The sequence below is a fragment of the Pyxidicoccus sp. M6 genome, from assembly GCF_055568925.1.
In genome coordinates this window covers 1,793,771-1,816,997 of sequence record NZ_CM145714.1, presented here as the reverse complement: position 1 = coordinate 1,816,997, position 23,227 = coordinate 1,793,771, and the positions used below count along the sequence as shown (strand labels likewise).

General features: G+C 70.0%; 16 protein-coding genes. 3 read left to right on the top strand and 13 right to left on the bottom strand.

Going from position 1 to position 23,227, the window contains the following annotated elements; all coding sequences use genetic code 11:
• Positions 1-107: 107 nt before the first annotated feature.
• From hutF to ACVTJA_RS07570, 6 genes are all read right to left on the bottom strand, one after another.
• Positions 108-1,496, bottom strand: coding sequence for a formimidoylglutamate deiminase (hutF, locus tag ACVTJA_RS07595; protein ID WP_465835075.1), 1,389 nt, complete (start codon positions 1,494-1,496; stop codon positions 108-110).
• Positions 1,497-1,552: 56 nt separating this feature from the next.
• On the bottom strand, positions 1,553-3,067 hold the full coding sequence (locus ACVTJA_RS07590; protein ID WP_465835073.1) for a hypothetical protein: 1,515 nt from the start codon (positions 3,065-3,067) through the stop codon (positions 1,553-1,555).
• 84 nt (positions 3,068-3,151) lie between these two features.
• Positions 3,152-4,621 carry a hypothetical protein gene (locus tag ACVTJA_RS07585; protein WP_465835072.1) on the bottom strand — a complete coding sequence of 490 codons (1,470 nt, stop codon included), beginning with the start codon at positions 4,619-4,621 and terminating at the stop codon, positions 3,152-3,154.
• Between the two features lie 103 nt (positions 4,622-4,724).
• The gene (locus tag ACVTJA_RS07580) at positions 4,725-6,200 is read right to left on the bottom strand and encodes a hypothetical protein (protein ID WP_465835071.1); all 1,476 of its coding nucleotides are present in this window, start codon (positions 6,198-6,200) and stop codon (positions 4,725-4,727) included.
• 102 nt (positions 6,201-6,302) lie between these two features.
• On the bottom strand, positions 6,303-7,811 hold the full coding sequence (locus tag ACVTJA_RS07575; RefSeq protein WP_465835069.1) for a hypothetical protein: 1,509 nt from the start codon (positions 7,809-7,811) through the stop codon (positions 6,303-6,305).
• 72 nt (positions 7,812-7,883) lie between these two features.
• Positions 7,884-8,372, bottom strand: a complete 489-nt coding sequence (locus ACVTJA_RS07570; RefSeq protein WP_465835068.1) for a ferritin-like domain-containing protein — start codon at positions 8,370-8,372, stop codon at positions 7,884-7,886.
• A gap of 175 nt (positions 8,373-8,547) precedes the next feature.
• Here ACVTJA_RS07570 and ACVTJA_RS07565 point away from each other — a divergent pair, with 175 nt between their 5' ends.
• The gene (locus ACVTJA_RS07565) at positions 8,548-8,862 is read left to right on the top strand and encodes a hypothetical protein (protein WP_465835067.1); all 315 of its coding nucleotides are present in this window, start codon (positions 8,548-8,550) and stop codon (positions 8,860-8,862) included.
• A gap of 39 nt (positions 8,863-8,901) precedes the next feature.
• Here the strand turns inward: ACVTJA_RS07565 and ACVTJA_RS07560 are convergent, their stop codons facing one another.
• Entirely contained in the window at positions 8,902-9,234 is a 333-nt protein-coding gene (locus ACVTJA_RS07560) for a hypothetical protein (RefSeq protein ID WP_465835065.1), read from the bottom strand.
• Positions 9,235-9,526: 292 nt separating this feature from the next.
• On the opposite strand from ACVTJA_RS07560, the gene ligD reads away from it, so the two are divergent.
• Positions 9,527-12,199, top strand: coding sequence for a DNA ligase D (gene ligD / locus ACVTJA_RS07555; RefSeq protein ID WP_465835063.1), 2,673 nt, complete (start codon positions 9,527-9,529; stop codon positions 12,197-12,199).
• Between the two features lie 67 nt (positions 12,200-12,266).
• Positions 12,267-13,205: a DMT family transporter gene (locus ACVTJA_RS07550; RefSeq protein WP_465835062.1), complete on the top strand. Its 939-nt coding sequence runs from the start codon at positions 12,267-12,269 to the stop codon at positions 13,203-13,205.
• 15 nt (positions 13,206-13,220) lie between these two features.
• Here ACVTJA_RS07550 and ACVTJA_RS07545 read toward each other — a convergent pair whose 3' ends face one another.
• The 6 genes from ACVTJA_RS07545 to ACVTJA_RS07520 all read right to left on the bottom strand — a co-directional run bounded on the left by ACVTJA_RS07545 (position 13,221) and on the right by ACVTJA_RS07520 (position 23,114).
• The gene (locus tag ACVTJA_RS07545) at positions 13,221-13,634 is read right to left on the bottom strand and encodes a hypothetical protein (RefSeq protein WP_465835061.1); all 414 of its coding nucleotides are present in this window, start codon (positions 13,632-13,634) and stop codon (positions 13,221-13,223) included.
• Between the two features lie 74 nt (positions 13,635-13,708).
• Positions 13,709-17,452 (bottom strand): FG-GAP-like repeat-containing protein, encoded by a 3,744-nt coding sequence (locus ACVTJA_RS07540; RefSeq protein WP_465835059.1) that lies wholly within the window; start codon positions 17,450-17,452, stop codon positions 13,709-13,711.
• A 44-nt stretch (positions 17,453-17,496) separates the two neighbouring features.
• Positions 17,497-19,017 carry a hypothetical protein gene (locus ACVTJA_RS07535; protein ID WP_465835058.1) on the bottom strand — a complete coding sequence of 507 codons (1,521 nt, stop codon included), beginning with the start codon at positions 19,015-19,017 and terminating at the stop codon, positions 17,497-17,499.
• Between the two features lie 12 nt (positions 19,018-19,029).
• Positions 19,030-20,442, bottom strand: a complete 1,413-nt coding sequence (locus ACVTJA_RS07530) for a DUF1501 domain-containing protein (protein ID WP_465835057.1) — start codon at positions 20,440-20,442, stop codon at positions 19,030-19,032.
• A 17-nt stretch (positions 20,443-20,459) separates the two neighbouring features.
• Positions 20,460-21,152 carry a hypothetical protein gene (locus ACVTJA_RS07525; protein WP_465835055.1) on the bottom strand — a complete coding sequence of 231 codons (693 nt, stop codon included), beginning with the start codon at positions 21,150-21,152 and terminating at the stop codon, positions 20,460-20,462.
• Complete coding sequence (locus ACVTJA_RS07520) at positions 21,153-23,114, bottom strand: DUF1585 domain-containing protein (protein WP_465840334.1); 1,962 nt, start codon at positions 23,112-23,114, stop codon at positions 21,153-21,155.
• Positions 23,115-23,227 lie beyond the last annotated feature (113 nt).

Below are 23,227 nucleotides of genomic sequence, written 5' to 3'. Positions count from 1 at the left end.
ATGCCACCGCCCGGCACCGCGCGCCAGCCCCTGGAAGCCCCCCGCCCTCTTTCCACGAGCTGACGGCTCGAAAGACGCCGCGCCTGCCGGCGCCATACCGGAGCGGCCTACGGATACAGCGTGCGGGACAGCGCATGGAAGGCGCGACCGCTCTCCTCCGCGAGCGGGTGTCGGCCATCGCGCACCACCACGCGGCCGGCCACCGCGACCTCGCGCACCGCCGCCTTGTCCGCGCCGAAGACGATGGAGGCCAACAGTGACTCCACGCTCGCACCGAGGAGCGACGGATGGTGCAGGTCCACCGTGAAGAAGTCGGCGGGCTTCCCGGCCTCCAGGGCACCGGTGGACAGGCCCAGGCTGCGAGCACCCTCCACCGTGGCCATGTCGAGCAGCCGCGCGGCCAGCCCGTCCATGGCGCCCCGGCCCGGGTCCAGCACCGCGCGCCGCAGCCGCGCCAGCCGCAGGTGGCCTTCCAACTGGCGCGCCTCGTCCAGCAGGTCCACCGTCGCCTGGCTGTCCGAACCGAGACTGATGCGCGCCCCCGCCTTCACCAGCGCGTCCGCGGGGACGATGCCGTCGCCCAGGTTGCGCTCGGTGGAGGGGCACGCGCAGACCGTGGCCTTCGCGCTCCCCAGCAGCGCCACCTCCTCGTCCGTCAGGTGCACGCCGTGCACGGCGGTGAAGCCCGGGCCGAGCAGGCCCAGGTCCGCCAGCAACTCCACCGGGCGCCGCCGGTGCTCGGCGAGGCAGGCCTCGATTTCCTTCGGCTGCTCCGCCACGTGCATGTGCACGGGCATGCTCCGCTGGGAGCCGCCGCCGAGCGCGGCCAGCCACTCGCGCGGCACCGCGCGCACGCTGTGCGGAGCGAGCCCCACGCTGACGGCGGCGTCATCGCGCGTCTCGCGCGCGAGCGACTCCGCCGAGGCGAGGAAGGCGTCCACGTCCTTGTCGATGAAGCGCCGCTGGCGCGGGTTCGCCGGGACGTTGAAGCCGGCGCGCGCGTAGCCCACGCGCAGGAGGCAGATGCGCAGCCCCACGTCCCTCGCGGCGCGGATGACGGCCTGGGCCAGCGTGTTGCGGTCCACGTACGGAGTGCCATCCGCCTGGTGGTGGAGGTAGTGGAACTCGCCGACGGTGGTGATGCCGGCCAGGGCCATCTCCACGAAGGCCTGCCTCGAGGCGGTGTAGACGTCGTCCGGGCCCAGCGACTCGGCGGCGCGGTACATGGCCTCGCGCCAGCTCCAGAAGTCGTCCGCCTCGCGACCGGAGGCCACGTACTCCGTGCGGCCGCGGATGAGCCGCTGGAAGGCGTGCGAGTGGCCGTTGACGAGCCCCGGCAGCAGCGCGCGCCCCGGAAGCCGCACGGTGCGCGCGCCGGAGGGCGCGGGGCCTTCTTGCAGGACGACGCCCTCCGCGCTCACGCACAGGGCCCGCCCCTCGTGGAACCGGCCTCCGGTGTAGAGGAGGTCCGGCTGGTAGACGATGGTTTCGCTCACGCCGCCAGCGTATGCCACAGCCGCCCCGGGGCCGCAGTATCGGCGGAGCCGCCCCGTCAGCGCGTGGACGCGAACATGGAGCCCTCGTCCTTCACCGGATGGCCGGAGCCATCATCCGCGCCCGGACGTCCCATCCCCCGGTGCACGGCCGGAGCCGACGCGTTCACCGGGCCCACGTAGAAGACGCCGTTGTAGCCGTCGGAGTTCGCCCCGCCCCACTGGTGCATGAAGAAGCGGTCGCCGTTGTCCTTGCCCGTCGCCGTGCGGATGCCGCAGTCCAGCTTGTTGTCCACGGCGCAAATCCACGCGGAGCCGCTGTTGTACGCCATGTCGAGTGACACCACCTCGTCCAGCACATCCTTCAGCAGGTAGCCCATGGGCTGGTACTTCCCGTCCCACGGCAGCCCCTGCTTCGTGCGCGCGTGGATGTTGCCCGAGAGCACCACGTAGAAGCGGTCCGGTGCGGCCTCCACCTGTTGCTTCACCGTGGCGGCCATCGCGTTCTCACGCGCCTGTCCCTGGGCCTTCGGGTGGTCGAAGACGAAGGCCTCCACGTCCAGCCCTCGCGAGCGGAGCTGGCGCAACTGCTCCAGCATGTTCGCCACCGCTTCACTGCCGCGGCCGTCCGGATAGGGGCTGCGCCAGAACGGAGCATCCATCAGCTTCAGCCAGTCGTCCTCGGTGCCCGCGCTGTCGAGGAAGGCGTCCACGCGCGTCTGGTTCTCCAGCGGCAGCTCCAGTCCCACCGTCACCGGCAGACCCGCCACCACGGACTGGCACACCGTCTGCGCCAGGAAGCGCGGCACCTCCTGCGTGCCGTGCATCTCCCCCAAGAGCAGCACCGCGCCCTTCTTCGCCTGCTTCGCCAGGCCAATGATGGGCAGCCCACACTCGAAGGCCATCGCGTTGGGTGCTTCCTTCACGTTCGGCGCCTTCGCCACCTGCACCGGCTTGGGAGCGTTCTCCTCCTTCGCCAGCTTGGGCGCCACGGAGCGGAACACCTTCCACTCCATCACCAGGTCGCGCGTGCCCTGGCCGGACTCCGCGAAGAAGGAGTTCTCCCCCCGTGGCGCGGCCAGCCGGGCTTCCCAGTCCTCGGCTCCCAGGAACGTATCGTCGGCGCCCGCTCCCGCCCCATCACCGGCCGAGCCCACCTCTCGGCGTGCGTCCTCTCCTCCCCGATTGAAGCCCATCGCGCGGTTGAGCCCCCAATCCAATTCCTTGCCGGGCTGGGACAGCGCCTTGTTGGAGCTCTTGGTGATGCGGACCACCCACAGCTTGCTCTTCGTGGGCGTCTCGCGCTTGCCCAGCACCATGTACCGGTGCCAGTAACCCGCCACCTTCGAGCCGCCGAACTCCTCACGCCACTCCGTCTGGAGCACGTGGCTGTCCTTGTCCTCGCGGAAGGGCAGCTTGTTCTCCGTGAAGAACCGCCCCACCTCCGGCCAGACCTCTTCCAGTGGCCGGTCGTAGATGGCCTCGCGGTCCGGAAGCTCCAGCTCGCTCCGGTGGGCCGCGCAGCCCACCAGTCCCCAGGACAACAGCAGCACCGCGTACAGCGTCGAGCGCATTCGCGTTCCCCTCATCAAGCCCGGTGATGGGAACGGGAGCGCTCGCACTGCATATCGACCGTGCGAGCGCCTCATGCGTCCACGTCAGGGGAAGGCCGCGTACGCGGAGCCCTCGTCCTTCAGCGGATGCTCCGAGTTGTCGTTGGCGCCCGGCCGGCCCAGGCCCCGCTGCACCGCCGGAATGGAGGCGCTCACCGGGCCCACGTAGAAGACTCCGTCGTAGCCCGCGTCGCTCGTCCCGGCCCACTGGTGCATGAAGAAGCGGTCGCCGTTGTCCTTGCCCTTCGCGTTGCGGATGCCGCAGTCCAGCCGGTCCTTCACGCCCTTGCTGTCCACCGCGCAAATCCACGCCGAGCCGCTGTCGTACGCCATGTCCAGCGCGGAGACCCTGCCCAGCGAGTCCTTCAGCAGGTAGCCCATGGGGCGGTACTTCTTGTCCCACGGCAGGCCCGTCCTGGTACGCGCGTGGATGTTGCCGGAGAGCAGCACGTAGAAGCGGTCCGGTGCGGCCTCCACCTGCTGCTTCACCGTGGCGGTCATCGCACTCTCACGCTCCTGGCCCTGGGCCTTCGGGTGGTCGAAGACGAAGGCCTCCACATCCAGCCCCTGGGAGCGAAGCTGGCGCAACTGCTCCAGCATGTTCGCCATCGCCTCGCTGCTGCGGCCGTCGGGGTACGGGCTGCGCCAGAAGGGCGCGTCCATCAGCTTCAGCCAGTCCTCCTCCGTACCGGCGCTCTCCAGGAACGCGTCGATGCGCGTCTGGCTCTCCAACGGCAGCTCCAGTCCCACCGTGACCGGAATGCCCGCCACCACCGCCTGACACACGGTCTGCGCCAGGAAGCGCGGCACCTCCTGCGTGCCGTGCATCTCTCCCAGCAGCAGCACGGCGCCCTTCCCCGCCTGCTTCGCCAGGCCGATGATGGGCAGCCCGCACTCAATCGCCATGGCGTTGGGTGCTGCCTTCGCATTCGGCGCCTTCGCCACCTGCACCGGCTTGGGAGCGTTCTCCTCCTTCGCCAGCTTCGGCGCGACGGAGCGGAACACCTTCCACTCCATCACCAGGTCGCGTGCCCCCTGTCCGGACTCGGCGAAGAAGGAGTTCTCGCCCTGCGGCGCGTTGAAGTAGGCCTCCAGGTCCTCGGGACTGAGATTCCCATCAGGGCTGGATCCACCCACGGCCCGGCTCACCCCCCAGTCGATTTCCTTGCCGGGCTTGGACAGGGCCTTGTTGACGCTCTTGGTGATGCGGATGATCCACAGCTTGCTCTGCGTCGGGGACTCGCGCTTGCCCAGCACCATGTACCGGTGCCAGTAGCCGGAAATCTTCGAGCCGCCGAACTCCTGCCGCCAGTCGGTCTCCAGCACCATGCTGCCCTTGTCCTCGCGGAAGGGCAGGTTGTTGTCCGTGAAGAAGGTACGCACCTCCGGCCACATCTCTTCCAATGGCCGGTCGTAGATGGCTTCGCGGTCTGGAATCTCCAGGTCGCTGCGGTGGGCCGCACAACCCACCGTCATCCACGCCAGTGCCACAGCCACGTATGCCGCGAGGCGCATCGTTCGTCTCCCTCCAAGCTCCTGACTCTGGGGGTAACGAGAGCGTACTCGCGGCATATCGACCCCGCGAGCACACCATCCCGCGCGGTCTCCGGTGATTCCCCTAGTGGACAGAGGCGTACGACGCGCCCTCGTCCTTCAGCGGGTGTACCGAGTTGTCATTGGCACCCGGCCGGCCCAGGCCCCGCTGCACCGCCGGAATGGAGGCGCTCACCGGGCCCACGTAGAAGACGCCGTCGTAGCCCTCGGCGTTGGAGCTGGCCCACTGGTGCATGAAGAAGCGGTCGCCGTTGTCCTTGCCCTTGGCGTTGCGGATGCCGCAATCCAACCGGTCCTTCACGCCCTTGCTGTCCACCGCGCAAATCCACGCCGAGCCGCTGTCGTAGGCCATGTCCAACGCCGCGACCTCGTCCAGCGCATCCTTCAGTAGCAGGCCCATGGGGCGGTACTTCCTGTCCCACGGCAGGCCCGCCTTGGTACGCGCGTGGACGTTGCCGGAGAGCAGCACATAGAAGCGGTCCGGCGCGGCGCCCACCTGCTGCTTCACGATGGCGGCCATCGCGTTCTCACGCTCCTGGCCCTGGGCCTTCGGATGGTCGAAGACGAAGGCCTCCACGTCCAGCCCTCGCGAGCGGAGCTGACGCAGCTGCTCCAGCATGTTCGCCATCGCCTCGCTGCTGCGCCCGTCCGGGTACGGGCTGCGCCAGAACGGCGCGTCCATCAGCTTCAGCCAGTCCTCCTCCGTGCCCGCGCTTTCGATGAAGGCGTCCACGCGCGTCTGGCTCTCCAGCGGCAGCTCCAGCCCCACGGTGACGGGAATGCCCGCCACCGTGGCCTGGCACACCGTCTGCGCCAGGAAGCGCGGCACCTCCTGCGTGCCGTGCATCTCGCCCAGCAGCAGCACCGCGCCCTTCTTCGCCTGCTTCGCCAGGCCGATGATGGGCAGCCCACACTCGAAGGCCATCGCGTTGGGCGCTTCCTTCACGTTCGGCGCCTTGGCCACCTGCACCGGCTTGGGGGCCTTGTCCTCCTTCGCCAGCTTCGGCGCCACGGAGCGGAACACCTTCCACTCCATCAGGAGGTCTCGCGCGCCCTGCGCCGACTCGGCGAAGAAGGAGTTCTCCCCCTGCGGCGCATCCAGCCGGTCCTCCCAGTCCTCCACGGTGACCCCGGCCAGGCCGTCGTCGTTGCCGTCGAACATGTTCCGGTTCACCCCCCAGTCGATTTCCTTGCCGGGCTGGGAGAGCGCCTTGTTGGAGCTCTTCGTGATGCGGATGATCCACAGCTTGCTCTGCGTGGGCGACTCGCGCTTGCCCAGCACCATGTACCGGTGCCAGTAGCCGGCAATCTTCGAGCCGCCGAACTCCTGCCGCCATTCCGTCTGGAGCACCATGCTGCCCTTGTCCTCGCGGAAGGGCAGGTTGTTCTCCGTGAAGAAGGTGCGCACTTCCGGCCACATCTCTTCCAGCGGCCGGTCGTAGATGGCTTCGCGGTCCGGAATCTCCAGGTCGCTTCGGTGGGCCGCACAACCCACCGTCATCCATGCCAGTGCCACAGCCACGTATGCCGCGAGGCGCATCGTTCGTTCTCCCTCCAACGCCTGATGCAAGAGGTAACGAGAGCGTACTCGCGGCATATCGCCCCGGCGAGCACACCCCCCACGCAGTCTCCGGTGGCACCCTCAGTGGACAGCGGCGTACGACGAGCCTTCGTCCCGCAGCGGGTGCTCCGAGTTGTCGTTGGCACCCGGCCGGCCCAGGCCCCTGTGCACCGCGGGTGCGGACGCGTTCACCGGCCCCACGTAGAAGACGCCGTCGTAGCCCTCGGCGTTGGAGCTGGCCCACCGGTGCATGAAGAAGCGGTCGCCGTTGTCCCGGCCCTTCGCCGCGCGGACGCCGCAGGCCAGCCGGTCCTTCGCCCCCTGGCTGTCCACCGCGCAAATCCAGGCCGAGCCGCTGCTGTAGGCCATGTCCAGCGCGGAGACCTCGTCCAGCGAGTCCTTCAGCAGCAGCCCCATGGGCTTGTATTTCGAGTCCCAAGGCAGCCCCTGCTTCGTGCGCGCGTGGACATTGCCCGAGAGCACCACGTAGAAGCGGTCCTTCGCCGACTCCACCTGGTGCTTCACGATGGAGGCCATCGCGTTCTCTCGCTGCTGGCCCTGCGACTTCGGGTGGTCGAAGACGAAGACCTCCACGTCCAGCCCGAGCGAGCGGAGCTGGCGCAACTGCTCCAGCATGTTCGCCATCGCCTCGCTGCTGCGCCCATCCGGATACGGGCTGCGCCAGAAGGGCGCGTCCATCAGCTTCAGCCAGTCCTCCTCCGCGCCCGCACTGTCGATGAAGGCGTCCACGCGCGTCTGGCTTTCCAGCGGCAGCTCCAGTCCCACCGTCACCGGCAGACCCGCCACCGTGGCCTGACACACCGTCTGCGCGAGGAAGCGCGGCACCTCCTGCGTGCCATGCATCTCCCCCAAGAGCAGCACCGCGCCCTTCTTCGCCTGCTTCGCCAGGCCGATGATGGGCAGCCCGCACTCAATCGCCAGGGCGTTGGGCTCCTCCTTCGCATCGGGCGCCTTCGCCACGCGCACCGGCTTCGGCGCGTTCTCCTCCTTCGCCAGCTTGGGCGCCACGGAGCGGAACACCCGCCACTCCATCAGGAGGTCCCTCGAGCCCTGCGCCGACTCGGCGAAGAAGGAGTTCTCGCCCTGCGGCTCGTTCAGCATCTCCTCCCAGTCCTCGGGGGTGGTGTCGGGCTCGGAGAACTCGCCTCCCACGGGGCCATCGGCGCCCTCGTTTCGCTTGTTCCCGAAGAGGGCGCGGCTGGGGCTCCAGTCCAGCTCCTTGCCCGCCAGCGACAAGGCCTTGTTGGAGCTCTTGGTGATGCGGATGATCCACAGCTTGCTCTGCGTCGGGGACTCGCGCTTGCCCAGCACCATGTAGCGATGCCAGAAGCCCGACACCTTCGAGCCGCCGAACTCCTGGCGCCAGTCGGTCTCCAGCACCATGCTGCCCCGGTCCTCGCGGAAGGGCAGGTTGTTCTCCGTGAAGAAGGTGCGCACCTCCGGCCACATCTCTTCCAATGGCCGGTCGTAGATGGCCTCCCGGTCTGGAACCTCCAGCGCGCTCCGGTGGGCCGCGCAGCCCACCATCAGCAAGGCCAGTGCAGCCACCACAGGTATCGCAAGTCGCATTGTATCCCCCGCGAGAACGGACCCACGGGGAACGCGGTCAGGTGCCCGGCATATCGAGACGCCGGGGAGACGTCAGGCCTGGGCTTCGGAGCCGCTGGAGACGACGGCGGCGCGCTCCTTCTCCCAGGGACGGCTGCGGACGGCCTCGCGAATCCAGATGACGTGGCGCCGCTCGTCCTCGCGGTGCTTCTCGATGAGGGCGCGGACCTCCGGGGTCCATTCGAACCTCAGGGCCAGCTCGTAGGCGCGGTTGGTGTACTCCTCGTTGCCCATCATCGCCACCAGCGCGGCCTCGGTGCCCATCATGCTGGTCATCACCGTGAGGCTCTTCATCGCGGCGCCCTTGAGGTCCGGGCGCAGGTCCACGGGCTCGCCGCCGAACTGGGTGATGAGGGTGTTGAGGTCCTGCACGTGCCGCATGTGGTCGATGCGGTACGCGTTGAGCCGCTCGCGCACCAGGGGCTCGGGGATTCGCGACAGCGCGGCGTCGTATGCCCCCACCGCATCCGCGTCGAGCTGGGCCAGGCTGCGGAGCTTCGCGACTGCGGAATTCTCGGCCATGTCGACCTCCTCGAAGGGGGACCTTGGGCAATGTGAGCAAGGCCTTCCCGGGGGCCAACCCGTCCCCGGGTCTCCCCTGACGCCCGGCCCGGGAGCAGGCGGGCAGGCTCGCGAGGGTGTCCGGGCGGGGCATGCGCACTTTTGACCCGCACCAACCTGCCGCTGGAGGAACGACATGAAGAACGAGGACCTCGCCACCACCCGTGTCGAAGAGGCAACCAAGCGCATTCCGTCCATCGGCCTGCTGGGCTTCGCCGTGGGCTCCGTGGTGGCCAGTGCGACGCTGATGGCGTTGGGCCGCAAGCAGGCGGCGCTCTTTGTCGGCCAGTGGGCGCCGACGGTGATTGCGTTCGCCATCTACAACAAAATCGTGAAGACCTTCTCCGCGCCCTTCGACGAGGAGCAGCGTGTGAAGCACGGCGACAACGCGTCCATCCTCAAGTCGGCGGACGAGCTGCGCCGGCAGGAGCCAGTCCGCCCCCTGAGCTGAAACACGTGGCCTCCGCCCCTCGTGAGACGAGGGGCGGGTTCAGGCGTGAGCGGGCCGCGCGGGCTCACGGCCCTTCGCGCCTCGCCGCTGTGCTTCCAGCGCTCCACGCAGCCGCTCCGCGCGGCGGTGCTTGAAGACGATGAAGACGCCGACGACGGCGCTCAGCAGCAGCAGCGCGTTGGTGACGACGAACACCCAGTTGCGCACCAGGACGCTGTAGATGGTGAAGCCGGTGGAGGCGGTAATCTGGCCCACGAAGAGCCACTTGGAGACGCCCTCGCTGGAGCCGGACCTCCACTGTTTGTAGACCTGCTGGCCGATGGTCAGCACCAGGATGAACGAGCTGAACCAGCCAATGGCTTCGGACCGCATGCACCCTCCGGGCACAGAGGATGCTCACGCCCGTTCATGAGGGCATCCGCCGGGGCCTGCCTCCCCTCCGGGCGTGCCCCGGGCAGGCACATGCAACGCGCGCCACAGCCCCTACCCTCAGAAGTGAGGGGTGTGCAGTTGGCACCGACACGCGCTCCGAGCCCGGTCACAGTGGGGCCCGGTCGGCTGGCGGCTCTCCGGACAGTGGGTGGGGGCCCGGGGCGCGTGCCAATCCTCCACTCTTCCCATCGCGTGATTTGCCGCTGGCATGCTGGATGCCAAACGTTGAGGCGTGAGCCGCTCCAACGCACGTCTGAAGACCTACCGAAGCAAGCGCGACTTCTCTCTCACGCCCGAGCCCGCGCCGGGCGTCGAGCCCCAAGCCCGAGAGGACGGTGCCCGCATCTTCGTGGTGCACAAGCACGACGCCACGCGGCTGCACTATGACTTGCGGCTCGAAATCGACGGCGTGCTCGCGAGCTGGGCGCTGCCCAAGGGCCCCAGCTATGACCCGGGCGAGAAGCGGCTCGCGGTGGAGACCGAGGACCATCCGCTCTCCTACGCCGGGTTCGAGGGACACATCCCGGATGAAGAGTACGGCGGCGGGGACTCGCTCTTGTGGGACCGCGGCACCTTCGACACCGTGCCGCCGGGACAGGCCGAGGCGCAGCGCGAGAAGGGGCGCCTCCTGGTGGAGTTCCAGGGTGAGAAGCTGAAGGGGCGCTGGCACCTCATCCGCACGCACCTTCGCGGCAGCGGGAAGAAGACGCAGTGGCTGTGCTTCAAGGCGAAGGACGAGACGGCGGACCCGGACTACGACGTCACCACGGAGCGCCCGGAGTCGGTGAAGAGCGGCCAGGTGGAGACGCACGGGCCGGTGAAGCGCGGCGCGCGGAAGCACGCACCGGAGCCCGCGGAGGAAGCACCCACCGGACTCACGAGGCGCGTGGCGAAGAAAGTCACTGCGAAGGCGCGCAGACAGGCGGCGGCGCGGACTCCGGAGGCGCTGCTGGAGCGCGTGTGGCCGCCGATGCTCGCGCGGCTGTCGGTGCCGCAAGAGGTCAGCGACGCGACGCACGTGTACGAGGTGAAGTACGACGGCTTCCGCGCGGTGGCCTCGCTGGTGGGCGGCAAGCTGGCCTTCCAGAGCCGGCGGGGCAACGACTTATCCGCGCGCTTCCCCGCGCTCGCGGAGGCGCTGCGCGAGCTGGACGTGCGCAACGCGGTGGTGGACGGGGAAATCGTCGCGTTGGATTCGAAGGGGCGCTCGCGCTTCCAGCTCCTGCAGAACCAGGCTGGGGTGGAGCAGCGCTACATCGTCTTCGACGTGCTCTGGCTGGAGGGAGAGGACCTCCGCGCGCTGCCGCTGGAGGAGCGGCGCGCTCGGCTGGAGCGGATGTTGAAGGGCGTGAAGCTGCCACTGCAGCTCTCGGAGCGGGTGGAGCAGCCGCTGACGCGCGCGCTGGGCACGGCGCAGCGGCGCGGATGGGAGGGGCTCATCGCGAAGCGGAAGGGCTCCGCGTACGTGGGCACCCGCTCCGATGACTGGCTGAAGCTGAAGGTGCTGGCGGGCCAGGAGGTGGTCATCCTGGGCTACCTGCCCATCCAGAACGAGCGGGCGAAGACGGAGATTGGCGCGCTGCTGGTGGGCGTGCACGACGAGGACGGCTTCCACGACGTGGGCAAGGTGGGCACGGGCTTCTCGTCGAAGGACCGGCGCGCGCTGAAGCAGCTCTTCGACAAGGACCGCGTGAGACAGCCGATGGCGGTGGACGCGGAGCCACGCAAGGGCGCGGTGTGGGTGAAGCCGAAGCACGTGGCACAGGTCCATTTCACCGAGTGGACCGAGGACGGCCGGCTGCGCCACCCCGTGTACCAGGGCCTGCGCACGGACAAGAAGCCGGTGGAGGTGGTGCGCGAGCAACCCGCGCCCGTCGCGCGGAAGGCACGGCGGTCCGAAGAGATTCCGGACGCGGCGAGCAATGCCGTGCGCCCGGTGCGCGAGGGCACGGCGGGCCAGAGGGCTCCGGGTGCAGCAGGCAGCCGGCGCGCACCGACGTCCCTGGCTGCTCGCACGGCGGCGGTGCGCGGAAAGGACCTGGAAACGGAAACATCCGTGGGCCGCGCGAAGCTGACGCACGGAGACCGCGTGCTCTTCCCGGACATCGGGCTGACGAAGGCGGACGTCTTCGCGTACTACCGCGAGGTGGCGCCCCTTCTCGTGCCCGTGCTCGAGGACCGGCCCATCTCCATGCAGCAGTGGCCCGCGGGCATCGCCGCTCCGGGCTTCTTCCGGCACGAGATGTCCGGCATGCCCGCGTGGCTGCCCACGCTGCGCGTGCGCCACGAGGAGAAGACGCTCCGCCACGTCAACGTGAAGGACGAGGAAGCGCTGCTGTGGCTCGCGAACCAGTCCGCGCTGACGCTGCACATGTGGCTGAGCCGCGCGCCCCGGCTCGCGCAGCCGGACATGCTCGTGTTGGACCTGGACCCGGGCAAGGGCGGCTGGTCCGACGTGGTAACGGTGGCCATGTCGCTGCGCGAGAAGCTGGAGGCCCACGGCCTGCGCGGCCATCCGAAGACGTCCGGCAAGCGCGGCCTGCACGTGGTGGTTCCGCTCACGCAGGGGCACACGTACGCGCGGACGCAGGCCTTCGCGGACCGCCTCGTCTCCGAGCTGGAGGAAGAGCTCGGTGACATCGCCACCACGCAGCGCTCCATCGGCAAGCGCAAGGGGCGGCTCTACCTGGACGCGGGGCAGAACGCGCGCGGCAAGACGGTGGTGGCGCCCTACTCCCTGCGCGCCGTGAAGTGCGCCTCCTTCTCCGCTCCCGTGACGTGGGGCGAGGTGACGAAGAAGCTCGACCCGTCGCGCTTCAACCTGAAGACGCTGCGCAAGCGCCTGGACGCCGTGGGCGACCTCTTCGCCGAAGCCATGAAGGACCGGCAGACGCTCCCGGAGTAGCACTGCTGGTGACTGCCGCATCCGACCGTGCATCCCCGGGCAGCCGGTGTTAGTCCGTCGCGCCCCAATGTCCTCCGCCTCCATCACGAGCCCGGTGAAGTCCGGTGGCCGGTTCAAGATTGCCCTCGCCTACTGCACCTGCTTCCTGCTGTGGGGCTCCACGTGGTCCGTGGTGAAGGTGGGCCTCCAGGACCTGCCACCGCTGCGCTTCGTGGGCATCCGCATGCTGGTGGCGGGGCTGGCGCTGCTGCCCTTCGCACGCTCGCGCGGGGCTCCGCTCGGGCCGGGCATGGGGTGGCGCATCGCCGGGCTGGGGTGGCTCCAGATTGCCATTCCCTTCGGCCTGCTCTTCGTCGGGCAGCAGTGGATTCCCTCGAGCTGGGCGGCGCTGCTCTTCTCCACCTTCCCCGTGTGGCTGCTGTTGGTGGGCCGGGTGATGATGCCGGACCAGCACCTCACCGGCCGCAAGCTGCTGGCCGCGGCGCTCGGTGTCGCGGGCGTGGCGGTGCTCCAGCACTCCGGGCTCGGCGCGCTGGAGGTGTCGGGGCGCATGCTGCTCGGGTGCCTGCTGTGCCTGGGCTCGGTGGCCGTCATCGCGGTGGCCAACGTGGTGGCCAAGAAGCACATGGGCCACGTGCCCGCGCATGTCATGGTGTTCGGTCAGACGTTCAGCGGCGCGATTCCGCTGCTCGCGCTGTCGTTCCTGCTGGAGGCGGGGCAGGCCGTGAATTGGAGCGCGCGCTCGGTGCTCGCGGTGCTGTACCTCGCGCTGTGCGGCACGGTGCTGACGTACCAGTGCCTCTACTGGCTGCTGCCGCGAATCTCGCTCGCGGCGCTGGGGGCCATGGCACTGCTCGACACGCTGGTGGCGGTGGTGTTGGGCGTGGTGTTCCTCGACGAGCCGCTCACCCTGTCGCTGCTCGTCGGCGGCTCGCTCATCCTCGGTGGCGCCATGCTCGCCAACCTCATCCCCGCCGAGGAGCCGGCGAGGAAGGACGCGAGCTGACGCCCGGCAGGCGCTTCAGCGGCTGAACTTCGCCCAGGCCACGCGGTGCTGGTCAATCCACTCGCGGGCCTGCTCAATGGTGTCCACGTACTGCACGTCCAGCGGCTCGCCGCCGCTCAGCATGGAGCGCACCATGAGGCTCTTGGTCGTCACCTTCTGGTCCACGCCCGCGCCGATGTAGACGATGCCGCGGAACCAGTCCGGCTTCGCGTGGTCCACGAGGTAGCCGCGCGACTCCGGGCTCAGGTGCGAGCCGGTGATGTCCGCCGCGAGGTAGAAGCGCCCCGACTCCGACACCTCCTTGTAGACGGCGCAGGACCACTGCGACGTCTCCAGCGTGATGGCGCCCCGGAACTTCGCCCAGAGAATGTCCGGGGCCTCGAACCACGCCCGCTGCTCGCCAAACGCCCATTCGGATTGCCGCGACATGGAACTCCTACGATTGGAACGGAACAATGATAGGTCCGTTCCAAGCGGAGACCAACGGTGTCACGAGCGCCTCGTTAAAAGGCGAGCGGAAGGGCGAAGGCCGTGCCGTTCTGCGTACCGGTGCGGTAGCTCCGGGGCGCTCCGATGACGAGCATCGGCGGAACTCCGGTGACTCCCGGAATGAGCGCCATGTCTTGTCCGAGAGCACTGCGCTCCGTTCCATCCCCCACCACCATGAGGAACGGGGAAAGCGCACCCTGCTGCGTCTTGCCGCCCGCGTAGAGGTACACGGCGCCGCCGCCGTCCGAGGCATCCGACGCGCCCGGCGCACCCACCAGCAGGTCCGGCACGCCGTCACCCGTCAAGTCACGGCCGCCCTCGAGCGAGGTGCCGAAGCTCACCGCGCGCGTGCGGTGCACCAGCATCACCGGGTCGATGCCGTCGCCCAGCGCGCCAATCACCAGCGGCTGGCCGGCGGACTGCAGGCTGTTCATCTTCGTCAGCAGCTCCGCCTTGTCGTAGAGGAGCACCACCGGCTGCGTCACGCCGTCGAAGGGGACGGCGGTGGCGCTGACGGCCACGAAGTCGCGCGCGTCGTTGAGGAACTTCCCGGCGCGCGTCGTCGCCACACCAAGGCCCAGGTTGTTGAGCTGCATCTCGTTGTCGCCGGCCAGCCGCAGCACGGTGCCGGTGGTGCGGGCGCCACAGCGCGAGCCCCCCAGGTCGAAGCCGAAGAGGATGGCCACGCCGGAGCGCGTGTTCTCCGCGTAGCGCCACGCCAGTTCGTCGCAGCCGTCGCCGTTCAGGTCGTCCAGCGAGGTGGGCGCGGACGTCTGGATGGCCATCGACGGCCACGAGTAGATGGGGTCGCACCCCATGGTGAGCTTCGTGAGCGACGTGTCCTCCGCCGCGCGGCCGAGGAACACCTCCATGCCCCTGTCGCGCAGGACGCCGAGGTCCTCCTTGCCGTCGCCGTTGAAGTCGAAGCCGCCCACCAGCCCGCGGCCGATGGCGGTGCGCTTGCACTTCGAGTCGGTCTCCGGCGTGCAGCCCGCAATCTGCGAGGGCGCCCACAGCCGGAAGGCCGGCTTGAAGGTGCCGTCCGTCTGACCCAGCGACACCAGCACGCCGCCGACGGACAGCGTGCCGCTGGTGACGCACGAGGCGTTGACGGTGAAGTAGGTGTTGGAGAGCTCCGTGTTGCCGGCCGTGGTGCCCGTGCCGGGGACGTAGAAGGTCGTCGCGCCCACCACCAGGTCCTTGCGCCCGTCGCCGTTGAAGTCGGTGAAGGCCACGTCCGCGCCCACGCTGCGCCCTGCCTTGCTCGGCGAGGGCGCGCCCTCCTCCGCCACGCGGGCCGCGGCCGGCTGCGCCGCGTCGTGCACGTAGGCGCGGCCGATGGACAGCGCGTCACCATCCGCATTGGAGCCCGCGCCCGACCAGCCTGGCGCGGCCACCGCCGTGAGGGCCTGCTTCTGCGGACCGCGCGCCACCGCGACGAGCTCGCCGTAGCGCTCCACGCTGGGCTTCGCGGGCACCATGACGCCGGTGCGCGGCCACTCGGCCAGCGTGGTGCTCGAGGGCCGGTAGAACTCCACGCGGCCGGTGAAGGCGCCCTGGTCCGAGGACGCGCGGCCCGAGAAGGCCACCAGCACCGGACCGTCCGGCAGCGTCCACGCCGTGAGGCCCGAGCCCAGCGTGTCTGACTTCGCCGTGCCGAGCAGCGACGCCAGCGGCTTGTTGATGACGCTGCCCTTCGTCAGCGAGGCCAGCGGGTACACCAGCACCTTGCCAATCCAGCGCTGCGCGTTGTTGGCCGCCGGGCCGGTGAACTTCGGCGCGCCCAGCAGCAACTCGGCCCCCGCGACGCCGTCCACGTCCAGCACCGCCCAGCTCCGGCCCGCGTTGATGCCACCCACGTCGCCGTAGATGCGGGCGAAGGCCTCCTCGCGCTTCACCTGTGGGGGCGTGGCGGGCGGCTCGCCGGTGGGACGGCGGTCGCTCAGGTCGAACAGCAGCGCGCCGCCCGCGTCGTTGCCGGACTTCACGCCGCCGCTGCCGCTCAGGTCCGGAGAGTCCAGCCCGTCCGCCACCGCCATCAGCAGCGCGGGCCGCGAGCCGTCGGCGGGAATGGCGCTCAGCCGCCACGTGCCCTCGCCGTTGACCTCCGAGGCGTTGGAGGGCAGCACGTACACGTCCGGCGAGGCGCGGAAGCGCGTGCTCCCGTCACGGGCGAAGAAGACGGAGATGGCCACCTGCGAGCCGGACACCGAGCCGTCCGTCGCCGAGTAGCGGGAAATCTTGCTGAGCGCCGCGATGTCCACGCGGCCGTCGCCGTTGAGGTCCGCCGCCGTCACCGAGCGCCCCAGGTCCGAGCTGCTGCGCGCCACCAGCGCGCCCTCGCGCGTCAGGTCCGAGCCGCCCAGCCGAATCGAGGGCAGGTCCGGCACCGGGCTCTTGCTGTCGGACAGGTAGATGTCCACCGTGCCGCGCTGCTTGATGGCATTCGTGGGCGCCAAATCGCCCAGCGGCGCGCCCGCCACCAGGTCCAGGTCGCCGTCGCCATCCATGTCGGCCACGGCCATGCCCGCGCCGAACGCCGCGTCCTTGAGCAGGCCGGTGAGCCCATCGCGCAGCGGGGCCGGCGAGGGCGTGGCGCCCTTGAAGGTATAGAAGTACACCGCGCCCGCGTTGCTCACCGCGACGTCCGCGCCCGGCGAGGACACCACCAGCTCCGCGCGCCCGTCACCGTCCAAATCACCCGCGGCGAGCGCGTCGCCGAAGGCCGCCGTGTCCGAGCTGCCGGTGAGCACCCACGTGGGCGCCGACGGCAGGCCGCCCGCCGCGCCCTTGAAGATGAACACGGCGCCGCCGGCGGGACGGGCCAAATCACTCTCGCGCTGACCCACCGCGAGGTCCTGCACCCCGTCACCGTCGAAGTCCGCCGTCACCATGGCGGCCACGTCCGAGAGGCGGCCGTGCGCCACGCCCGGGCGCGTGAGCTCACCCAGCACGCTCACCTTCACCTGCGCCGTCTGCTTCGTGAAGGGGTCCGTCGCAGTCAGCAGCGTCTCGCCGGAGGCGCCCGCCTCCACGGACAGCCGGCCGTTGGCCAGCGTGCCCGGGCCGGATACCTTCGTCCACGTCACCCGGTCCGCGCCGCCGCGCGTGGCCAGCGGCACGGACGCGCCCGCGGGCACCGCGAGGAAGGCCGGGTCTCCCGCCAGCTTCGCGCCCGCGCGGACCTGGTACTGGAGCAGCGCCTCGTCGCCCGTCTGCGAGTCGCGCACGGTGAGCAGGTCCACGCCGTCGCGCGTGCCCGCCGTGTAGACGCCCTCGGGGGTGAGGGTGGCGCCGGAGTCGGTGCGCGTCAGCGTGTACGTGGCGGAGCCCAGCAGGCCGTTCACGGCGACCTGGAACGAGGAGCCCGGCGGCAGCTCCGCGCGCGCGGGGGCCACGTCGAAGGCGGCCAACACCGACACGGTGGCGCGCGCGTCGCCGGGGCACTTCGCGTCCTCCACGATGAGCGTGTCGGTGGCCGGCGTGCGCCCCGCGACGAAGCGGTTGCCGACGAGCTCACCAGACGAGCCGCCCGGCTCCAGCAGGTAGCGGTAGTGGCCGCTGCCACCGGAGGCCACCAGCGACACCGGGCCGGCCACGCGCACGCGCGCCGGCTCCACCTTCAGGGCGAGCGCGGGCAGGCCCGTGCACAGGTCCACGGTCTGCTCCAGCGGGAGTACCCGCGCGGGTTCCAGCTCGTCCGAGCAGGCCGAGACGAGGAGCGCGAGGAGGGGGGCCGCGCGAGTCAGTCGAATCATGTTGAGGTGCCTCGGGGGGAGCTTCCGGGTACTTCACCAGGGCTTCAGGGCTGCGCGCCAGAGGCGGCCCAGCGCTGGATGCGGGTGATGAGCTGCGGGTCCATGGGCCCGTCGGCGGGCATGCGCTTGTCTCGCACGGCGGCGGTGATGAGCGCCGCGTTCGCCTTCCACAGTTGATAGGTGTTGAGCGGCCGGCCCGGGCTGGTGGTGTGACACTTCGCGCAGCGCGACTCGTGGATGGGGCGGATGTCCTTGTCCCAGCTCAGCGCCTCCGCGACGAGGGGCTGGTACTCGAAGGGCACGGTGCGCTTCGCCTCGGTGCCGTCCGCGAAGCGCGCGACGACGGCCAGCGCGTGGCGCCCGGCCGCGAGGCTCGCCAGCGAGTACGCCTTGGGCGTGCCGTCCGCCTCCGAGCCGCCGAGGCTGTACTGCGGCCCCACCGTCGGCACGTCCACGCCGTCCACCTGGAAGTAGATGCTCTCCGGCGACGGGCCCGGCGGCGGCACGGCGTGCGCCACCAGCCCGTCCTCCACCACCTGCATGCCCTGGTACAGGCCCGTCACGCGAGGCACCGCCGCGCGGCTCACCGCCACCGCCTGGCCGCCCAACTGCACCCACGCGGTGCCGGCCTCGTCCGCGGCGAGGAAGCGGAGCTCGCGCGTGTCCAGGTCCGTGGCCACGCCCCAGGTGTTGGCGTCCCCGTCGTAGACGAGCAGCGAGTCCGCGGACTTCGCCCAGAGGAAGCGACCCGCGGCGAGGAGCTGCTCCGGCCGCTCGCCCAAATCGATGCGGCGCCAGCCCTCCTTCGCCCGGCGCAGCAGGCCCTTGCTGGTGAGCAACCACAGCTCACCGCCGTTGCCGACGGCCGGGCCCAGGCCCGCGAGCGCCTCCACCGACTCGCCCTCGTCCAGCGGCGCGCTGGCCTCGCGCACCTCGTACGTGGTGGCGCCGGTGGCCACCGCCACGTGCAGCTTGCCCTCCTGGAGGAACCACACACCCGGCGAGCCGTCCGTCGTCGGCGCCGCCGCCAGCGAGGTGATGCCGGTGATGGGACTGCCGCTCACCTTCAGCGCGGCGAGCGTGCCCTCCTGCAGGCGGTACAGGCCGCTGGTGTGCGCGAGCCACCCGGCGCCGTCCGAGGACTGCGCGGTGGCGGTGACACCCGCGCCCAGCGCGTCCCGCCATGAAGGGGCGATGAGCCAGCCGGACTCCGCGACGAAGAGGCCGTTCTGCGCCTCCACCACCGCGCTGTGCGGCCCCAGCCGGAAGACGGCGCTCACGTTGCCGGCCGCCACGGTGTTGCCCGGGTGCGGCTCCAGCGCGCCGAGCGAGCCGTCCAGCCGCAGCCGAACCAGCGAGCCCGACGCGGAGGCGAAGACGCCGCCGCCGGACTGGTCCGCGAAGCCCGGCGTGCTGGCCAGGCCCGCCTTGGCCGGCACCTGCACGGGTTGGAAGGCCGTGGGCTTGGGCCGGTCCAGCGGAAGGGAGTCCTCCCCGCACGCGCCCAGGAGCGCGGCGAGGAGGACGGAGACGACGGAGGAGGAGACCCTCGGATGTATACGCATGCGTATGACGGCTCAGGCGAGGATGGGGCGAAGCGGCTCCACGCGGGTGATGCTGTAGTCGAGGCCCGCCGAGGCCAGCACCGTGGCGATGACGTGCTCGGGGAAGATGTTGGAGCCGTTCGGGTCCGCCGCGCCGGTGCGCAGGTCGAACGTGCCCGGCGACATGCCGATGTCGCCGCTCTTCCCGAAGACCCGGTTGTGCTTGATGCCCGCACCCATCAGGAGGCACGAGCTGCACAGGTGGTGGTCTCTTCCGCCGGAGGCGTTGATGAGCGGCGTGCGGGAGAACTCGGAGAACACCATGATGGTGGTGTGGTCCATGAAGTTGCCGCCGGACGGGTGCGGGCTGGCGCGCAAATCATCCACCAGGCTGGCCAGCGCGTCGAAGCCGCGGCGCTGGTTGTTGGCGTGGGTGAGCTGGGTGCCGAAGTGCGTGTCCAGGCCGCCCGTGAGGTTGATGGTGACGCACTGGGCGATGCCCTTCTTCAGCGCGGTGGCCACCGTCGCGGCGCGGCCCGCCTCGTTGTCGATGGAGCCCGTGGTGGACAGGCCGTAGCGCGTGCGCACCGCCTCCATCTCCGGGTTGGTGGTGTCCTGGAACTGGAAGGCCTTCTCCAGTCCCTGCGACAGCACCTGCTGCATCTGGTCCCGGCTGTTGGAGTAGGTGGTGCCCACGCCGCGCGTGCCGTACGCCGCCTGCTCGCAGTTGATGGGCTGCCCGCGGAAGTCCACGAGCTGCTTCTCGATTTCACTGTCGAGCGTCAGGCTGGCCGAGCTGGGCCGCAGCGTGAGGAGCAAATCGTCCCGGCGGCTGACGCGCAGCGCGTTGGCATAGCCGCCGTAGCGGTCGTTGTACGACTCCACGTTGTAGGAGATGGAGGCGATGGGCACGCGCGGCTTCATCTGCCCCACGATTTCCGTGGCCGTGGAGGAGCCGCGCGCCGCGCTGCCGATGGGGAGCTTGCCGGTGAGGAAGTACCGGTAGCCCACCTCGTGGCCCAGCGTGTTCATGTTGATGCCGCGCACCACCGTCATCAGGTCGTAGTGCGAGGCCAGCCGCTCGCCAATCGCGGGCCCGAAGTCGATGTTGGGCCGGCCCGCGCCGGAGCGCTCGTCCGGGATGATGGGCTTCGTGGGGAAGCGCGAGTCGTTGATGAGGTTGTAGCCCGGGAGGATTTTCGTCTCGGACGCGCGGTCGGCGGTGAACTCGTCCGGGTCTCTCGGGTCGAAGGCGAGCAGCTGGTCCCAGCCGCCGCTGAAGTACACGAAGACGAAGCACCGGTCCGCCGGGGCCAGCTCCGCGGCCTGGGCGAAGGCGCGGAAGGGCAGCCCGCCCAGCAGCGTGGAGCCCATGAAGCCGGCGGCGGCCTTGAGGAAGGTGCGGCGCTCGGGGAGGAAGTTCTCGTCGCGGTTGTTCTTCTTCATCGCAGGCTCTCCCAAGCTCAATAGGTGATGAAGCGCGGGTCGGTCAGCATGGCGATGCAGATGACCGCCAGGACCTGTTCCCGCTTCTTCGTGGTGCCCGCCAGCGTCTCCACCCGCGTCGCCGCCTGGGTGAAGAGCCCCACCCACTTCGTCAGCTCGTCGCCCTGAAGCGGCGAGCCCCAGAAGCGCGTGGAGTTGTAGACGAGGAACTCACGCACCTGCGCGTCGGTCAGCTTGCGGAGGTCGTCCCACTTGCCGGGCAGCGTGCGGCTGAGCGTGCGCAGCGAGGCGTCCGACTGGGCGATTTCCGCCTTCGCCTGCTCCAGGCACGTGTAGCGCGCGCCGTCCTCGAGGAACTTGGCGAACACGAGGTTGGGCTCGATGTTCTCGCTGGCGACGAGCGCGTAGTCCGCGCGGCCCAGCGACGTGGCGCGCTGGTCGATGCCGTCGCGGCCATCCGCCGTCACCCACTTGCGGCCCACCGCGCTGGTGATGGCGGCGTCCAGTTGGGACACGGTGAGCCGGCGCGGGGCGCGGCCCACGCTGCCGCCCTGGGCCTCGGGGTCCGGCAGCGGCTCGTACGTCTCACCCTGGTGGGGGTTGGGAACGGGCTCGAGCTGGCCATCCAGCGGCGGCGGGGTCTTCTCCTCGGACTTCTGGCAGCCGGAGGCGAGCGCGAGCAGCGCGGCGGTCAGGACAAGGCGGCGCATTTAATCAATCCTCCGGTAGGCGTCCGTCGTCACGACGCGCTCGATGAGCGTCTTGAGCTTGTGGCCGCTCTTCGCGAAGTCCTGTGACAGCGAGTTCAGATACATGCGCTGCTCCTCCACCGTCATGGGACGGCCGAGGAACTCGTTCCAGATGCGCTTCACCGTGCAGCGCTCCAGGTCGCCCGTCTGCAGCATGCGCTGGACGAGGAGCTGCGGGCCGGCCTCGATGTTCTGCTCCTCGTCGGCCGTGCGGTACAGGTACGTCTTCAGCATGCCCAGGCTGCTGGCGCCGTCGCCGTCATAGGCCTGCATGACGTACTGGCTGCACTCACCGCCGCAGCTGGTGTCGCCGTTGAGGGCGCAGTCGCGGCACTTCGGGTCGAAGCGCGGGAACTGGTCCGGCGGGAGGAACTGCGAGGAGCGCTCGGCGTAGCGGCCCCAGTGCGCGCCGGTGGGCTCAATGGTCGCGTGGCAGTAGTTGCAGCCGCAGCGCACCGCGAGGTTGTTCTGCCGGTTGCAGGAGTCCTCGGGGGGCGGCAGCGAGGCGTCCGCCGGCGGGGCGAACGTCTTGCAGAGGAAGGCCTCGTAGAACTCGTTCACCCGCGCACGCTGCGTGGGGAAGCGATAGAGGAAGGCAGGCGTGGTGAGGACGCCGGAGTGCTGCGTGTCGCGCGTGTACTCCACCCAGGCGCCGTTCTCCTCATAGGGCACGGCGGGGATGGCCTGCGCGGACGCGGGGGACGTGACGCTGAAGACGCCCACGCCCTGGTTCTGCCGGTAGTACTCGGACAGGGTGCCGTTCACGTAGGAGCGGCGCGTGGTGAGGATGTTGAAGTACGGCTCGTCGCGCTTCACCACCGACTCGACGATGCGCAGCGGCTCCTCGTTGAAGGCGGCCACGCGCATGTCGTGCACGGAGCGGACGCCCTGGGCGGTAATCGCGTTCACCTCGCAGCGGCGCATGCGGTCACCGCAGCCGCAGCTCCGGTCGCTGGCGAAGCGGGCCGTCTCGCAGGAGGCCATGGTCCACGGGTTGTAGGCGCGGTCCTGCGCTTCAATGGCACACACCTTCACGGACGCGGGCGTGGTGGCCGTGGCCCAGTAGGGCGCCTTGGTGGACATCACGTAGCCCTCGCGCTGGAGGCAGCCACGGCGGGCGGCGTAGTTGCCCTTCACGTTGCCACTGAGCTCCAGGTCCAGCGTGCAGCGCTTGAGGTCCGTCAGCGTGGGCTTGGAGGGGATGTTCGGGTGCTCGAAGGCGGTGATGCGGCCCTGGGCGTCCGTCACCTCCACCGTGAGCGCGGAGGTGGTGCTCTTGCCCGGGTCCGGCAGGCAGAGGAACGAGTCATTGGCCGCCCCGCGCCTGTCACAGAAGTACGTGTACTTCTTCCAGGTGGCGTTGGCCGCCAGGTCGGCGCACGTGCTCACCGCGTTGCTGGTGGCGGTGGCCAGCGGCGTGCACTTGTAGAAGCTGGTGTCGTAGTCGAACGACACGGGCATGGGCACGCCCTGGCTGTCCCGGCAGGTGAGCACCTTCTCCCGCAGCGGCGCCGCGTGCGCGTCCGGATTGGTCGTCGTGAGGCAGGAGTCCTGCTCGATGGTGCCGTCACACCCGGCGCCAAAGCCGCCGCGCAGCCCGGCGGAGCTGTTGTTGGCGAAGCCGAGCACGCTGTCGGCGGCGCCCGAGCCGCTCAGGCGCGAGTTGCCGTTGTCGTTGACGCTCGCGGACAGGTTCGAGCGGAGCAGCGCCCGGTGGTAGTTGCGGATGCGGGCGTAGAACTCGTCCTTGCCCATCATCGCGCGGATGTCTTCTACGTCGACGGAGCCCTTCTTCTGAGCGGCCTGGTACTCATCCCAGGTGGGCGGACGGCCGAGCAGGTCCAACGAGAGCTGACGGAGGTGCCGCTCCAGGGGCACCTTCGCAACGGGCGCGCAGACCGCTTCTTCAGCGGCGGCTGGCATCGCCAGGAGGAAGGCGGCGCCGGCCAGGGCGGCAAGGCAACGCACACGGTCCAAGGGGGACCTCCGAGAGGGGGGGTCGGGGGTGACTGAACGGAGTATGCTGGGATTTCCTG

What these genes read in the sequence shown, in the direction of transcription:
- ACVTJA_RS07590 (WP_465835073.1), bottom strand. Translation starts at nt 3,067, where the DNA reads ATGCGCTCGACGCTGTACGCGGTGCTGCTGTTGTCCTGGGGACTGGTG.
- ACVTJA_RS07585 (WP_465835072.1), bottom strand. Translation starts at nt 4,621, where the DNA reads ATGCGCCTCGCGGCATACGTGGCTGTGGCACTGGCGTGGATGACGGTG.
- ACVTJA_RS07580 (WP_465835071.1), bottom strand. Translation starts at nt 6,200, where the DNA reads ATGCGCCTCGCGGCATACGTGGCTGTGGCACTGGCATGGATGACGGTG.
- ACVTJA_RS07575 (WP_465835069.1), bottom strand. Translation starts at nt 7,811, where the DNA reads ATGCGACTTGCGATACCTGTGGTGGCTGCACTGGCCTTGCTGATGGTG.
- ACVTJA_RS07570 (WP_465835068.1), bottom strand. Translation starts at nt 8,372, where the DNA reads ATGGCCGAGAATTCCGCAGTCGCGAAGCTCCGCAGCCTGGCCCAGCTC.
- ACVTJA_RS07565 (WP_465835067.1), top strand. Translation starts at nt 8,548, where the DNA reads ATGAAGAACGAGGACCTCGCCACCACCCGTGTCGAAGAGGCAACCAAG.
- ACVTJA_RS07560 (WP_465835065.1), bottom strand. Translation starts at nt 9,234, where the DNA reads ATGCGGTCCGAAGCCATTGGCTGGTTCAGCTCGTTCATCCTGGTGCTG.
- ACVTJA_RS07550 (WP_465835062.1), top strand. Translation starts at nt 12,267, where the DNA reads ATGTCCTCCGCCTCCATCACGAGCCCGGTGAAGTCCGGTGGCCGGTTC.
- ACVTJA_RS07545 (WP_465835061.1), bottom strand. Translation starts at nt 13,634, where the DNA reads ATGTCGCGGCAATCCGAATGGGCGTTTGGCGAGCAGCGGGCGTGGTTC.
- ACVTJA_RS07540 (WP_465835059.1), bottom strand. Translation starts at nt 17,452, where the DNA reads ATGATTCGACTGACTCGCGCGGCCCCCCTCCTCGCGCTCCTCGTCTCG.
- ACVTJA_RS07535 (WP_465835058.1), bottom strand. Translation starts at nt 19,017, where the DNA reads ATGCGTATACATCCGAGGGTCTCCTCCTCCGTCGTCTCCGTCCTCCTC.
- ACVTJA_RS07530 (WP_465835057.1), bottom strand. Translation starts at nt 20,442, where the DNA reads ATGAAGAAGAACAACCGCGACGAGAACTTCCTCCCCGAGCGCCGCACC.
- ACVTJA_RS07525 (WP_465835055.1), bottom strand. Translation starts at nt 21,152, where the DNA reads ATGCGCCGCCTTGTCCTGACCGCCGCGCTGCTCGCGCTCGCCTCCGGC.
- ACVTJA_RS07520 (WP_465840334.1), bottom strand. Translation starts at nt 23,114, where the DNA reads ATGCCAGCCGCCGCTGAAGAAGCGGTCTGCGCGCCCGTTGCGAAGGTG.